Origin of the sequence: Massilia sp. W12, from assembly GCF_037300705.1 — a bacterium.
Taxonomy (GTDB): domain Bacteria; phylum Pseudomonadota; class Gammaproteobacteria; order Burkholderiales; family Burkholderiaceae_D; genus JACPVY01.
The window spans coordinates 4,810,129-4,822,965 of the sequence record NZ_CP147776.1 but is presented as its reverse complement, the minus strand read 5'-3'; the positions used below and the strand labels follow the sequence as shown (position 1 = coordinate 4,822,965).

The 12,837-nt window shown below is 57.8% G+C and carries 11 protein-coding genes; 4 read left to right on the top strand and 7 right to left on the bottom strand.

Annotation, left to right across the window (positions count from 1 at the left end; all coding sequences use genetic code 11):
* The first annotated feature begins 12 nt into the window (after positions 1 to 12).
* Entirely contained in the window at positions 13 to 459 is a 447-nt protein-coding gene (locus V8J88_RS19665) for a GNAT family N-acetyltransferase (protein ID WP_338845933.1), read from the top strand.
* An 822-nt stretch (positions 460 to 1,281) separates the two neighbouring features.
* Here the strand turns inward: V8J88_RS19665 and V8J88_RS19660 are convergent.
* The gene (locus tag V8J88_RS19660; protein ID WP_338845932.1) at positions 1,282 to 2,001 is read right to left on the bottom strand and encodes a hypothetical protein; all 720 of its coding nucleotides are present in this window, start codon (positions 1,999 to 2,001) and stop codon (positions 1,282 to 1,284) included.
* A gap of 251 nt (positions 2,002 to 2,252) precedes the next feature.
* On the opposite strand from V8J88_RS19660, the gene V8J88_RS19655 reads away from it, so the two are divergent.
* From V8J88_RS19655 to V8J88_RS19645, 3 genes are all read left to right on the top strand, one after another.
* Positions 2,253 to 3,293 (top strand): histone deacetylase family protein, encoded by a 1,041-nt coding sequence (locus tag V8J88_RS19655; protein WP_338845931.1) that lies wholly within the window; start codon positions 2,253 to 2,255, stop codon positions 3,291 to 3,293.
* Positions 3,294 to 3,614: 321 nt separating this feature from the next.
* A complete protein-coding gene (locus tag V8J88_RS19650; RefSeq protein ID WP_338845930.1) occupies positions 3,615 to 3,809 on the top strand; it encodes a hypothetical protein in 195 nt (64 codons plus the stop codon).
* 247 nt (positions 3,810 to 4,056) lie between these two features.
* A complete protein-coding gene (locus V8J88_RS19645; RefSeq protein WP_338845928.1) occupies positions 4,057 to 5,286 on the top strand; it encodes an acetyl-CoA acetyltransferase in 1,230 nt (409 codons plus the stop codon).
* A 100-nt stretch (positions 5,287 to 5,386) separates the two neighbouring features.
* On the opposite strand, the gene gshA is transcribed toward V8J88_RS19645, so the two are convergent.
* The 6 genes from gshA to hemA all read right to left on the bottom strand — a co-directional run bounded on the left by gshA (position 5,387) and on the right by hemA (position 12,791).
* Entirely contained in the window at positions 5,387 to 7,024 is a 1,638-nt protein-coding gene (gene gshA / locus V8J88_RS19640; RefSeq protein WP_338845927.1) for a glutamate--cysteine ligase, read from the bottom strand.
* A gap of 54 nt (positions 7,025 to 7,078) precedes the next feature.
* The gene (locus tag V8J88_RS19635) at positions 7,079 to 8,863 is read right to left on the bottom strand and encodes a DUF885 domain-containing protein (RefSeq protein ID WP_338845926.1); all 1,785 of its coding nucleotides are present in this window, start codon (positions 8,861 to 8,863) and stop codon (positions 7,079 to 7,081) included.
* A gap of 135 nt (positions 8,864 to 8,998) precedes the next feature.
* Entirely contained in the window at positions 8,999 to 9,871 is an 873-nt protein-coding gene (prmC, locus tag V8J88_RS19630; RefSeq protein ID WP_338845925.1) for a peptide chain release factor N(5)-glutamine methyltransferase, read from the bottom strand.
* Positions 9,864 to 10,337 (bottom strand): disulfide bond formation protein B, encoded by a 474-nt coding sequence (locus V8J88_RS19625; RefSeq protein WP_338845924.1) that lies wholly within the window; start codon positions 10,335 to 10,337, stop codon positions 9,864 to 9,866. The genes prmC and V8J88_RS19625 overlap by 8 nt, the downstream gene beginning before the upstream one ends.
* A 38-nt stretch (positions 10,338 to 10,375) precedes the next feature.
* Positions 10,376 to 11,455, bottom strand: a complete 1,080-nt coding sequence (gene prfA / locus V8J88_RS19620; protein ID WP_338845923.1) for a peptide chain release factor 1 — start codon at positions 11,453 to 11,455, stop codon at positions 10,376 to 10,378.
* 52 nt (positions 11,456 to 11,507) lie between these two features.
* Positions 11,508 to 12,791: a glutamyl-tRNA reductase gene (hemA, locus tag V8J88_RS19615; RefSeq protein WP_338845922.1), complete on the bottom strand. Its 1,284-nt coding sequence runs from the start codon at positions 12,789 to 12,791 to the stop codon at positions 11,508 to 11,510.
* Positions 12,792 to 12,837: the final 46 nt, after the last annotated feature.

The following is a 12,837-nucleotide window of genomic DNA, read 5'->3' as shown; positions in this document are numbered from 1 at the left end:
GGCTGGGGGTGGATGATGCATGAAGCGCAGCAACTCAGGATCTCAGATCAATTGGCGGAAATGGATTTCGCCATGATTCATGACTTTTTAGCCCGGCACAGCGCCTGGGCGCGCGATATTCCAGCGGCGACTTTGCGCCAGGCCTTGGCGCATTCCTATTGTGTGGGCGGTTTTGTCGGCGCACAGCAAGTCAGCTTTATGCGTCTGGTGACGGATTACGCCACATTTGCCTATCTGTCTGATGTGTTTGTGCTGCCGGCCTGGCGGGGGCATGGCTTCGCCAGACAAATGTTGCAAAGCGTGTTGCAGCAGGAGTGTTGGCAGCGCTTGCGCCGCATCATGCTGGTCACCAGCGATGCGCATGGGGTGTACCAGCCGCTGGGCTTTACGCAGCCGGCGCACCCGGAGCGCATCATGGAAATCCACCGCCCCCTGGTTTATCAGCAATCAGTTGAATAAAGCGCAGGCAAAAAAAAGCCCACCTGGGGTGGGCATCAATCTATTTTCTAGGAGGAGAAATAGAGGAGACAGGAAGCATGATGCGCTCTTCTCCGATATCAAGCCAATTTATCTTTATGATGTAAGTCATACAATTTCCGAATAATGGAAAAAGCCGCGAGCACTTGCTCGGTGTTTTTCCCGGCAAGAATTAATCGCGGCGCAACAAATCAGATCCAAAATACTTTTTTTGACGGCTTGCCAGCAATCTGTCTAAAAAATCCTCCGATGTGAAATTTGCCACAGATAGCAGCAAATCACTGCACGAATCCAATCATTTACCCACATTTCACGCTGACATCAAAAAAGGCGAAAGATCCTCAAAGCGCTTGGGGCCGCATATTGTATAAGTTGGCGCTGCGCAACAAAAAAGACCGGCCGTGCGGGAAATTTTTGATCTTTCCACTTGTCTTTTTCGTAAATTTTTACGCCGATGCCAAGCAAAATGCCAAGTGCGATTTGGCGCAGACTGTCAAAGTTGACAGTAGGCCCAATCTTTCATCTCTCTTCTAAGCAGTTTTTGTGCCAGTGCTGTCGCGCTGGTATGCCACAGGCTTGATGCGAATCGCGGCAGCCTTTGCTGCACCGTCTTGTCGCAATCCCGGGCGGCAAAGCGCCGCAATGGTGCATCGCCCAGGCAAAAAAAAAGCCCGCATCAGGTGCGGGCTTGAAGCTATTTTCCAGGAGGAAGAATAGAGGAGACAGGTGTTATTTTGCCCTGTGGCAATCTATTCGTCAAATTTATATTCAGAATAGTGTCGATAAGTTTTGTGAATAATGTGTTCAGATCAATTGCGCCACCTTGCCATCTTGCATATTGATCGCTATAAACATCGGGCCTGTCTTGGTGTAGAGCCGGATAAAGCCGTGTTTTTGGCCCTTGTGCTGTTCAAGATAATCCAGCAGCTTTTTATGGTCAGCCGGTTTGAGATCTTTCAGCCGCTCAAACGGAAGGGCCGCCGCTTGCAATTGTTTATCTTGCAGCGGGCTGTACAGTTCCGGCAGATTTTGTGAGCCAATGCCGAAAATGGCATTGGTCAGCACATCATTGCTGCGCGCTTCAGAATCGGTGGGCGCTTTGACAAAGACCCACTCAGGCCCCCACGCCGGTAATTTCCGATATCGCTCGTCCTTGGCTTTGGCCAGATTTTCGTCTTCGACCGCATTTGCCGTGATCAGGTAAGCGTTTTGCTCCATCAGGGCAAAGTACACCGGCCGCACCTGGTAAATGGAATACAAGCCGTACAACAGAAAGCTGGCTTGCGCCAGAAAAATGATGGCCAGATCAAATTTCAGGCCGCGCTTGCCAGCCTTGAAAATGATCAAGGTTAATATCGGCCCGAGGATCACATCCACCGGAATCAGGATTTGCATCAGATTGCTGGCCTGCGCAGCATGAAACAGCGGTCCGGGGTACCAGATCGAGCGCAAGGCCATGAAGATGCCAAGAATAAGCACCAAGCTTGCCGCAAGGTGCAGGGCAAAGGCTTTATAACGTGACATGATAGATTCTCGCATTTGATGATGACGCGCCGTGATATCAGGGTTGTGCGGCGTTTTTCAAGTGTAGCCGAAAGATCAAAAAAAAACGCCCATCCGGGGATGGGCGTGAATCTATTTTCTTGGAGGAGAATAGAGGAGACGGAAAGCATTATGATGCACGGCAACATATTAATCCAATTTATATTCATGATAAAGTTTATTAGTTTTATGAATAATAAGGGCTTATGCCCGCGATCAGCCATGGAGGGCGCATGTTAACTTTTTACAATGGGCAGCATAGTCAGCATGCCGGCAAGGTGGAATTCTTTCGCGGCGAGCTCTTGCCCTGCTTTGAAAAACCGCAGCGTGTGGATTTTGTGCTGGCCGAATTGCAACGGCGCGGTCTGGGAGAAATTGTCACGCCGCAAGGCGTGCCCCTGATGTCGTTGGAAAAAATCCACAGTCCGCGTTATCTGCATTTTCTACGTCACGCCTGGCAGGAATGGGTGGCCTTGGATCCTGCGAATGCGGAAAGAGATGCGCTGCCGGCGGTCTGGCCGATACGCAGCTTGCGGCATGACAAGGAGCCGGATAATTTTTGCGCCAAGCTGGGTTTGTATTCGATGGATTCCGGCACTCCGCTGACAGCCGGAACCTGGTTGGCGGCGAAAACCGGGGCCGACTGCGCGATCAATGCCGCGCATGCGCTCAACTGTGGCGAGCGTGCAACATTTGTGCTCAGCAGACCGCCAGGCCACCATGCCGGACATGATTTTTTTGGCGGCTACTGTTTTTTGAATAATGCCGCGCTGGCGGCGCAGCATTTATTGGATGACGGCGCGCGCAGGGTGGCGATTCTGGATATTGATTATCACCACGGGAATGGTACGCAAAGCATCTTTTATCAGCGCAGTGATGTCCTTTTTGTCTCGATTCATGCTAATCCCGCCACAGATTTCCCCTTTTATCTGGGGTATGCCGATGAAACCGGGGCTGGCGAGGGGGCGGGCTGGAATCTGAATCTGCCGCTGGCGCAAGGCAGCAGCGCAGCCCAATGGTTCGCCGCGCTGGAGAGCGCCTGCCTGCGGATTGCCGCTGCGCGTCCGGATGCGCTGGTGATTTCTTTGGGGGTGGATACCTTCGCCGGCGACCCGATTTCGCATTTTCTGTTGCAAACAAGCGACTATTTGCGCATCGGCGAACGGATTGCACAGCTTGGCTTGCCGACGGTGTTTATTTTTGAGGGGGGGTATGCGGTGAATGAAGTCGGGGTGAATGCGGTAAATGTGCTGGAAGGCTTTGAAACCTGGTGAGAATGCTGCGCCGCAACGTAAAAAGTTTCCGCATGGAAAAACACTGATTCCCAGCGAACTGCCGTTATTTCAGATGAAAATCAGGGTTTTGGCCGGATGAAGTTTTGCCAGTGCAGCAAAAAAAGGAATTTTTGACAAGATAAACCAAGTTGATAACAAGGGAAAATTCAAGAAGTTTATTTTTCGCAGACTTCTTGATTTGAAAAAGTGTTTCTGTAGAATAACATCATGGTTGAACGCAATGCGGTGCAGCAAAGCAGTCGGGACAGGTATCCGGCGGTAGCTGCAGATTCCGTAAAGCATGATCAATGGAGGGATGGAATGAGCGCCGTGTCAGAAGAATGGGAACGCCGTGAAACTTCGGAAGAATTGGCGGTGGTGATCCGGCTGGCGCAGGAAATGACGCAACGTCTTGCTGCGGAAACGCATGGCGAGATGTTTGCGGAAGTCGGCGAACTCGGCATCCTGTTGCGCAAAGCGCGCGACAAAGTGGAATACATCAGCGCCCATGCGTGAGTGCGTGGGCAGGTAAGGGCAGTGGCAGTTTGTTTGCAGTGTTGCAGTCTCTCTCAGAATCCTCCTTTGCGCAGTGTCTGGTCAGTTGATCGGCGCTGCGTTTTTATTTATGCACAGGCTTTTTCAGCGGCGCAGACAGATAAGCATTACATTATTGCTCATGCGGTGACGCCATGCCGCATGGCTCGCATTGCAGAGCTTGATCTGCAAAAATGAAGGTATTCCGCCACGCGGGAAGGAGAGCAGAATGCAGTCCGTGTATGTGCTGGCAGGCTATCAAACCGATTTCGCGCGCAATTTTTCCAAAGAAGGCAAGGATATTGCCGACATTGTGCAGGAAACGCTGGATGGCGTGATGCAGGCGTCGGCCCTGGCGCCGGCGCAAATCGGCGCGATTCACGTCGGCAATGCGTTTGGCGAATTATTCAACCGTCAGGCCCAGCTTGGCGCTATGCCGGCCAGTCTGGATGCGCGTTTTTGGGGCAAGCCGGCGACCCGGCATGAAGCGGCCTGCGCTTCCGGCAGTATGGCGATTCTGGGAGCGATGGCGCAAATCCAGGCTGGCTGGCATGACTGTGTGCTGGTGTTGGGCGCGGAGCAAGAGCGCAATGTGCAGGGGCTGACGGCGGCGCGCAATCTGGGGGCGGCGGCCTGGACCGGGCGTGAAGCAAAGGAGGTGCGGCTGCTGTGGCCGCATATGTTCAGCCGCATGGCGCAAATTTACGCCGAGCGCTATGGCATGGAGTATGCCTATCTGGCGGAAATCGCGCGCCGCAATTTGCAGCACGCCAAACGCAATCCTTTGGCGCAAACCCGCAAATGGGAATTCACGCAAGCCAGTTTCAGCCAGGATGATGAAGCCAATCCGGTAGTGGATGGGTGGACCCGGCGCAATGATTGCGGCCAGGTGACTGATGGCGGCGCGGCGGTGTTGCTGGCGAATGCGCGCTTTGCCCATCTGTGGGCGGAACTGCACGGCAAAAGCTTGCATCAGCTGGCGCGCATCAGCGGCTGGGGCTGGCGTACTGCCGGTTTATCGCTGGAGAGCAAATTGGCGCATAGCAATGCGCTGCTGTTTCCGCATATGGCGGCGGCGATTCAGGATGCCTTTGCGCGCGCCGGCGTGGCCGATGTCTGGCAGATGGATTTGATTGAAACCCATGATTGCTTCGCCATGACGCAATACATTGCGCTGGATCATTTTGGCTTGACGCCGCCTGGTGAGGGGTGGCGCGCTCTGCAGGATGACAGCCTGTGTTTCGGCGGGCGTTTGCCGGTGAATCCCTCCGGCGGTTTAATCGGGGCCGGCCATCCTGTCGGCGCCAGCGGCATCCGCATGCTGTGGGACTGTGCGAAACAGGTGACGGGTTTGGCCGGAGACTATCAGGTGGCAGGCGCACAGCGCGCCGCCTGTCTGAATCTGGGCGGCAGCGCCAGCACTATCGCCAGCTTTGTCTTGGAACGTGGCGTCGCGTAAAACCGCAAAACCCCCAAACCCCAAAAAACAACAAACGTTGATCCGCCCACCCGGCAAGGCCTGCATCACAAAGGCATGCAAGCCGGCCACCGAACCCCCTTCAAGCGCATTCCACTGACATATGCGCCGGCGCCGGATCGCATTCCTGACACAATTTGCTGTGGCGATATGCCTCAATGTATTCATCAAAACTGATTTGATCCGCTGCTTCCATGGCGCGTTGCTCAGCCAGGCTTTGCTCGGCCATATGTTCGTATTCGCGCGCCAGTTCCGGGGCTGGCGGATGATTGCGGAACCAGTTGGCGTGCAAGACTGATTGCTGCAAGGCGAATTCATGGAAGCTGTTGTCATACGAGCGGATGGCCTCAAGCACGCGCGCGGATGGCGTCAATTCCGGGTGTTCCAGCTTACCGGCTTGCAGCGCCAGGGTGCGCCGATGGGTATCGTCGCCGCGCACCAGATCCAGCAGATCCGCCACCTCTTGCATCTCGGCGATCAGTTCACGGCCCCAGTCATGCAAACTGATGGCATGGCCATTCCTTTGCAACTGCAGGCCGGGGCGGCGGCCTTCTTTCACCACGGTGGCGAAGTTATGCGCATTTTCCTGCTTGCCCTCGGCGAAAATCGGCGCGCTTTCGGCCAGTGCGCACCAGTGCAAAAACACATCCATAAAGCGCGCGGTGTCGCGTGCGATGCCGGCGGGTTCAAACGGATCGACATCCAGGCAACGCACTTCGATATATTGCACGCCGCGCCGGCACAGCGCTTGAATCGGTCTTTCACCCGGCTTGGTGATGCGTTTGGGGCGGATGGTTGAATAGTATTCGTTTTCGATTTGCAGCACATTGGTCGAGATTTGCACCCAGTCCTGGCCATGCCGCAAGCCCAGTTCCGCATACGGCGGCCAGGGTTTATTCACCGCCTCAGACAGGGTGTGCACATAACATTCGAGACTGTTTTCGCGCGGTTGCAAATCGGTCTGGGCGTCGTTCTGGTAGCCCAGATCGCTCATGCGCAGGCTGGTGGCGTATGGCAAAAACAGGGTGTCGTCAGAAAGGCGTTCGAGTTGATGTTCGCGGCCCTGCAGGAAACAGGTGGACAGCGCCGGCGACGCGCCGAATAAATACATCAGCAGCCAGCTGTAGCGGCGGAAATTGCGGATCAAAGCCATATAGCTTTCCGACTGGTAATCCTGGCGGCTCAGGTTGGCCAGATTCGGCAGTAATTGCGCTTCCTCAGTTTGCAGCAGCGCCCAGACATCTTCAGACAGCGAAAAATTGTAGTGCACGCCGGCAATGCACTGCATTGCTTTGCCGTAACGTAAAGCCAGACCGCGCCGATAGACGTGCTTCAGCATGCCGGGATTGGACACCCCATACCAGGCGATGGCGATTTCATCTTCCGGCGGCAATTGCGCCGGCATCGAATGCATCCACAGCATTTCATCATGCAGATGGGAATAGGCGAAACGGTGTGCGCCGCACAAATCATCAATCGCCTGGCCGATGTCATGCCGCGCCGGGGTGATGAATTCGACCAGCGTTTCCGCATAATCGGTTGTCAGGTGCGGATGCGTCAGCGCACTGCCCCAGGCGCGCGGGTGCGGGCTGTGGGCCAATTTGCCAAAGGCGTCAACGCGCAAGGTTTCTCGCTCAATTCCGCGCAAACCTTGTTGCAACAAATGACGGCGGGCGGGGGCGCCAAGCAGGGCGATGCGGCTTTCCAAAAGTGTGCTCACGTTATTCTTCCTTCTCTTTTTTTGATGGGCCGGCGGGGAACTCTCGGCGGTTTATTACTGTGCTGCGGTCTGCTGCCAATTGCGCATACGCTGTTCCAGAATATCCAAAGGCAGCGGGCCGCTGGCCAACAGATAGTCGTGGAATGCGCGGATATCAAAACGTGCGCCCAGCGCCGTTTCGGCTTGCTGGCGCATCTGCAAGATTTTCAATTGTCCGATTTTGTAGCCCAGCGCCTGGCCGGGCCAGCCGATATAACGGTCAACTTCCACCTCATTATCCGCTGGCGGGTTGGCCGTGTTCTGATTTAAATAATCAATCGCCTGCTGCCGGCTCCAGCCCTTGGCGTGCAAGCCGGTGTCCACCACCAGGCGCGCGGCGCGGTATAAAGCGTCATCCAGATGGCCAAAGCGGGCGTAGGGATCTTTGAACCAGCCCAGTTGCGGCCCTAAGCTTTCGGCATACAAGGCCCAGCCTTCGCCATATGCGACCAGCCAGCCGAAACGGCGGAAGGCCGGCAGATTTTGATTATCCTGCGCCAACATGACCTGAAAATGATGGCCAGGCTCTGCTTCATGCAAGGTCAGCGTTTCCATTTTCCACTTGGGCCGGGTGTGCAGGGCCGAAGTGTTGGCGTAAAAACGTCCGGGCCGCTTGCCATCCGGCGAGCCGGCTTCATACCAGGCTCCGGCGGCTTGTTCCGCATTCGGGCCGGGCGCTGCTTTGACATCCGGCGGCGTGTGCGGCAGTTTGCCGAACAGCGCCGGCAGCGCCTGGCGGGTGCGCGCCACCATCTCGCGGTGGCCTTGCAATAAGGCTTCCGGGGTCTGGTGGAAAAATTGCGGCTCAGTGTTGAGCTTTTTGGCGAAGGCATTGAAATCGCCGTTAAAGCCGGTTTCGCGCATCACGCTTTGCATTTCCTGCTGAATCCGCGCGACTTCCTGCAAGCCCAGCGCATGCACCTGTTCCGCCGTCATATCGGTGGTGGTGTTTTCGCGGATCGCCAATTGATAATACGCGGCGCCTTGCGGCAAGTCGCCGGCCCCCACCGTTTCGCGGCAACGCGGCAGATAATCATTTTGCAGCCAGGCGGCGAAGGCCAGCAGCGCCGGTTTCACATCGCTTTGCAAGGCGCGCTGGAAGCGTTGGCGCAGCGCCTGATCGGCTTTAGTGTGCCCCAGGTTTTGTAAAGGCGCGCTGAATTGGCTGTGCGCCAGGGTTTGCGCCAGCAGGCGTAATTGTTGCGGCGCTTTGCTCAAAATCACGCGCGGCGGGCGCCAGCCGCTTTTTTCCGCCGCGTCGAGATGGGCTTGCAACTGACGCAGATATTGCGGCACAGCGCGCAGGCGCGCCAGATAATTCAAATAATCGCGCCGGTTTTCAAACGGCATTTTATCGATCATCGAGAGCAGGTCGTAATGACCGCCATCAAGCGCAGTCAAGGCATAGATTTTATGCGGTGTCAGCGCCGCCTTGTCCAGATCGATTTGATATTGCCGGCGCAGCAGTTGCAGTGAAAGCGCATCCTGCTCATCCAGCCGGGCCGGGTCAAAGCGCTGCAGCGCTTGCAGCACGCGGCGCTTGTGCGCCAGATCGGCCTGCCGTGCGCGCGGCGAGACATCCGGCAGCAAATGATTGTAGCGGCGCTCCCCGGTTTCAGTGGCCAACAGCGGGTCCTGGCGCAGACGCCAGGCCCAGTCCGCATCAAAAATCTGATGCAGCGCGGCGTCGCGCGCCTGCGCCGGGGCTGCCAGCGCAAGCGCACACAAGGTCGCGCTTAACAGCTTGCGCCAGGAAGGCAAAGGGAAGGAAGCAGCGGGGGCGCAAAGCGGGTGAAACATGGGGGAGTGCTCCTTGCAGGCTTGGCGCAGACAAGGCGCCGGGGTAGGCGGCATTCTAGCAAAGATTTTCCAAACAGTTTGGCGTATAGCCATTATTGGCCATGCCACTCGCGCTTTGCCGCCGGCCTGATCAGTTCAGCGCGACGCCGCGCGGCAAGCTCCGCTGACGCGCTCGATGCCGGCCAGATCGCGCCAGGACTGCGCCTGAACAAAGCCATGTGCTTGCAGCAAGGCGCGGACTGCGGCGGCCTGCTGATGGCCGTGTTCCAATAACAGCCAGCCGCCTTCCTCCAGCCAGGCCGGGCTGTGCGTAATGATATGACGCAAATCCTGCAAACCGTCGGCTCCGTCGGTCAGCGCCTGCGCCGGCTCAAAGCGCAAATCACCCTGTTGTAAATGCTTGTCATCAGCGGCAATGTAGGGCGGGTTGGAGACGATCAGGGCGAAGCGCATATGCGCCGGCAATGCGCTGAACCAGTCGCTGAGCAAAAACTGGGGCGCGTTTTGCAGCAAGCCGGCTTGCTGCAAGCGCGCGGCATTGGCGCGCGCCACCTCCAGCGCCGCGCTGCTGGCGTCCAGTGCGCACAACTGCAGATCGGGGCGCAAATGGGCCAGCGCCAGCACGATGGCGCCGCTGCCGGCGCCCATATCCAGCACGGCGCCGCCGTTGGGCGCATGTTGCGCCGCCAGCTCAACCAGCAATTCGGTGTCGGGACGTGGAATCAAGACTGCCGGATTGACCTGCAGCGGCAGGCCGAAAAATTCGCGCTCGCCGCTGATGTAGGCCATCGGCTCCCCGGCGCAACGGCGTTGGATCAGACTGCGCACCTGCGCCAATTGCGGCGCCTCCAGTGTGGTGTGATCGCGCGTCATCAATTCGGTGCGCGAAAACTGTAAGGCTTGCATCAACAGCATGCGCACTTCCAGCGCCGGCAAGCCGGACTGGCTGTGCAGCCAGCTTTGCAATTGCGCCAGGGTGCAAGGCGCTTCCGGCCATGCCTCAGTCACGGCGTTGCACCAACGACCAGAGCAGCAACAGGGTAAGGCCGGAAAAGCCCACCAGCGACCATTGCGGAATGGTCAAGCCGAGCAACGCATGCACATCGCTGCACAGACCGTCCGCCTTGAATAATTGCGGCACGAGATCAGCGGTAATGATGCGGTTGAGCATGGTTTCCATCGGATCAATGCCGCAGGAAACAGAAGGATGGGCTTGCACCCAGACATGGCGGATGGCCGTGCCCAAGCCGCCCAGCGCGCTCAACAGCCCGAATACGCCGCCGAGGCGGGTGGCGTTGCCGATGCCGCCGATCAGACAAAACAGCGCCACGCCCAGAAAGGCATAACGCTGAATCACGCACAACGGGCATGGCAGCATATCTTTGTAATGCTGCAAATACCAGGCGCAGCCGATGGCGGCCAGACTGAGTATGCCGCAAATAATCAACAGCGTGCGTGGTTTGATAAGCGCCATCTTGTCTTCCTCTCTAAGTCAGGCAGTAATACCGGGGATCAGGTTTCGCCAAGCGCAGCCAGCAACTCGGCCTGGTGTTCGGCAGCCAAAGCCTGACTGAGTTCCTGCAAATCGCCATCCATCACAAAATCGAGTTTGTACAGCGTCAGATTGATGCGGTGATCTGTCACCCGTCCTTGCGGGAAATTATAAGTGCGAATCCGCTCGCTGCGGTCGCCTGAGCCGATCAGACTTTTGCGGGTGGCGGCCTGTTTGCTTTGCTGTTCGCGCAATTGCATGTCTTTCAAGCGCGTCGCCAGCACCGCCAGCGCATTCGCCTTGTTTTTGTGCTGGCTGCGGTCATCTTGGCATTCCACCACCAGGCCGCTGGGGATATGCGTTACGCGCACGGCGGAATCGGTTTTATTGATGTGCTGACCGCCGGCGCCCGAAGCGCGGAAAGTGTCGATGCGCAAATCCGCCGGATTGATATTCACATCGCCCACGTCCGCCACTTCCGGCATCACCGCCACGGTGCAGGCCGAGGTATGGATGCGCCCCTGCGCCTCGGTGGCCGGGACGCGCTGCACGCGGTGGCCGCCGGATTCAAACTTCAAGCGCGAATACACGCCTTGCCCGACGATTTTGCAAATCACTTCCTTATAGCCGCCCAGATCAGAGGCCGATTCCGACACCATTTCCACACGCCAGCCCTGGCGCTCGGCGAAGCGGGTGTACATGCGCAGCAAATCGCCGGCGAACAGGGCCGATTCATCGCCGCCCGTGCCGGCGCGGATTTCCAGAAAAATATTGCGTTCGTCGTTTTCATCCTTGGGCAGCAGCATTTTTTGCAAATCCAGCTCCAGGCCGGCCACAGTTTCGCGCGCAAGATTGATTTCTTCCTGCGCAAACTCTTTCATGTCCGGGTCTTGCAATAATTCCTGGGCGGTGGCCAGATCCTGTCCGGCCTGACGGTATTGCGCAAACAGCGCCGCCAGCGGCGACAGCTCGGCATGCTCACGCGTGAGTTTGCGGTAATTGTCCAGATTGGCGGTAGCCTCGCCATCCATCAGTAAATGGTCGAGTTCGGTTAAGCGGTCGGCCAATTGCTCAAGCTTGGCCAGCATCGAAGGCTTCATAAAATATCCGGTTCAGGTACAGAAGGGGCGGGCGGCGCTGCAGGCGGCGCAGCTAGCGGCGGCGGGTGCGGAAGAGTTGTGGCAGCAGGCCGGCCAGACGCGCCCTTTCTTCGCCCTGGGCTTGGTGCAGGGCTTGTTGCGGGCCGTGCAAAAATTTGGCGCTCAGCCCGCGCGACAGCGCTTCCAGCACGCTGTCCACATCCTCGCCCTTGGCCAGCAGGCGGCGCGCGCGCTCCAGCTCGTGCAGGCGGATCGCCTCGCTTTGCTCATGCAAGCCACGGATCACCGGCACCAGGGCGCGGTCGTCCAGCCAATGCATGAAGGATTGCACCCGGGTCTCGATGATGGCCTCGGCTTGCGCCACCGCCGCCTGGCGGTGCTCCAGCCCGGTTTGCACCACGGCGCCAAGATCATCCACGGTGTACAGAAACACATCGTTGAGGCGCGCCACTTCCGGCTCGATATCGCGCGGCACCGCCAGATCCACCATAAACACCGGCTTGCGGCGGCGCGCTTTGAGTGCGCGCTCAACCAGCCCCAGGCCGATAATCGGCAGGCTGGAGGCGGTGCAGGAAATCACAATGTCAAACTGGGCCAATTGTTCCGGCAGCTGGGCCAAGCGGATCGCCTGCCCGCCCAGGCGATGCGCCAGGGTTTCGCCGCGCTCCAGGGTGCGGTTGGCGATGGTCAGCGATTTCGGATTTTGCGCGGCAAAGTGAGTCGCGCACAATTCAATCATTTCACCGGCGCCGATGAACAGCACATGCTGTTCGCTGATACTGTCAAAAATGCGTTGCGCCAGCCGCACTGCCGCCGCCGCCATTGACACACTGTGGGCGCCGATTTCGGTGGTGGTGCGCACTTCCTTGGCCACCGCAAAAGTGCGCTGAAACATTTGATGCAGATACGCGCCCAGGCCGCCCGCCGCATCGGCTTGACGCACCGCGTCTTTCATCTGCCCCAGAATCTGCGGCTCGCCCAGCACCATCGAATCCAGCCCGGAGGCGACGCGGAAGGCATGCCGCACCGCGCCGTCTTGCGGCAGGGCGTATAAATGCGGGCGCAGCTGGCTGTGTTGCAGCTTGTGATAATCGGCCAGGAAATGGGCGGCGGCGTCCACCGGATTGGCTAAGGCGTGGGCGCAATAAATTTCAGTGCGGTTGCAAGTCGAGAGAATCGCGGCTTCGCTGGCGGCGGACTGATCCGGCGCATGGCGCGCAAACCAGCTGCGAGCGGCTTGCACCGCGTGGCCGACTTGATCCGGCGCAAACGCCAATTGCTCGCGCAGCGAGACAGGGGCGGTGGTGTGGTTCAAACCGACAGCGAGCAATTGCATGGCGAAACGGCAAGGGATGATGACAACAATCCGACATTATAAGGGA

Excerpts from the sequence above, each read along its gene's own strand:
- V8J88_RS19665 (WP_338845933.1), top strand. The coding sequence starts at position 13 with ATGATGCATGAAGCGCAGCAACTCAGGATCTCAGATCAATTGGCGGAA.
- V8J88_RS19660 (WP_338845932.1), bottom strand. The coding sequence starts at position 2,001 with ATGTCACGTTATAAAGCCTTTGCCCTGCACCTTGCGGCAAGCTTGGTG.
- V8J88_RS19655 (WP_338845931.1), top strand. The coding sequence starts at position 2,253 with ATGTTAACTTTTTACAATGGGCAGCATAGTCAGCATGCCGGCAAGGTG.
- V8J88_RS19650 (WP_338845930.1), top strand. The coding sequence starts at position 3,615 with ATGAGCGCCGTGTCAGAAGAATGGGAACGCCGTGAAACTTCGGAAGAA.
- V8J88_RS19645 (WP_338845928.1), top strand. The coding sequence starts at position 4,057 with ATGCAGTCCGTGTATGTGCTGGCAGGCTATCAAACCGATTTCGCGCGC.
- V8J88_RS19635 (WP_338845926.1), bottom strand. The coding sequence starts at position 8,863 with ATGTTTCACCCGCTTTGCGCCCCCGCTGCTTCCTTCCCTTTGCCTTCC.
- V8J88_RS19625 (WP_338845924.1), bottom strand. The coding sequence starts at position 10,337 with ATGGCGCTTATCAAACCACGCACGCTGTTGATTATTTGCGGCATACTC.
- prfA (WP_338845923.1), bottom strand. The coding sequence starts at position 11,455 with ATGAAGCCTTCGATGCTGGCCAAGCTTGAGCAATTGGCCGACCGCTTA.
- hemA (WP_338845922.1), bottom strand. The coding sequence starts at position 12,791 with ATGCAATTGCTCGCTGTCGGTTTGAACCACACCACCGCCCCTGTCTCG.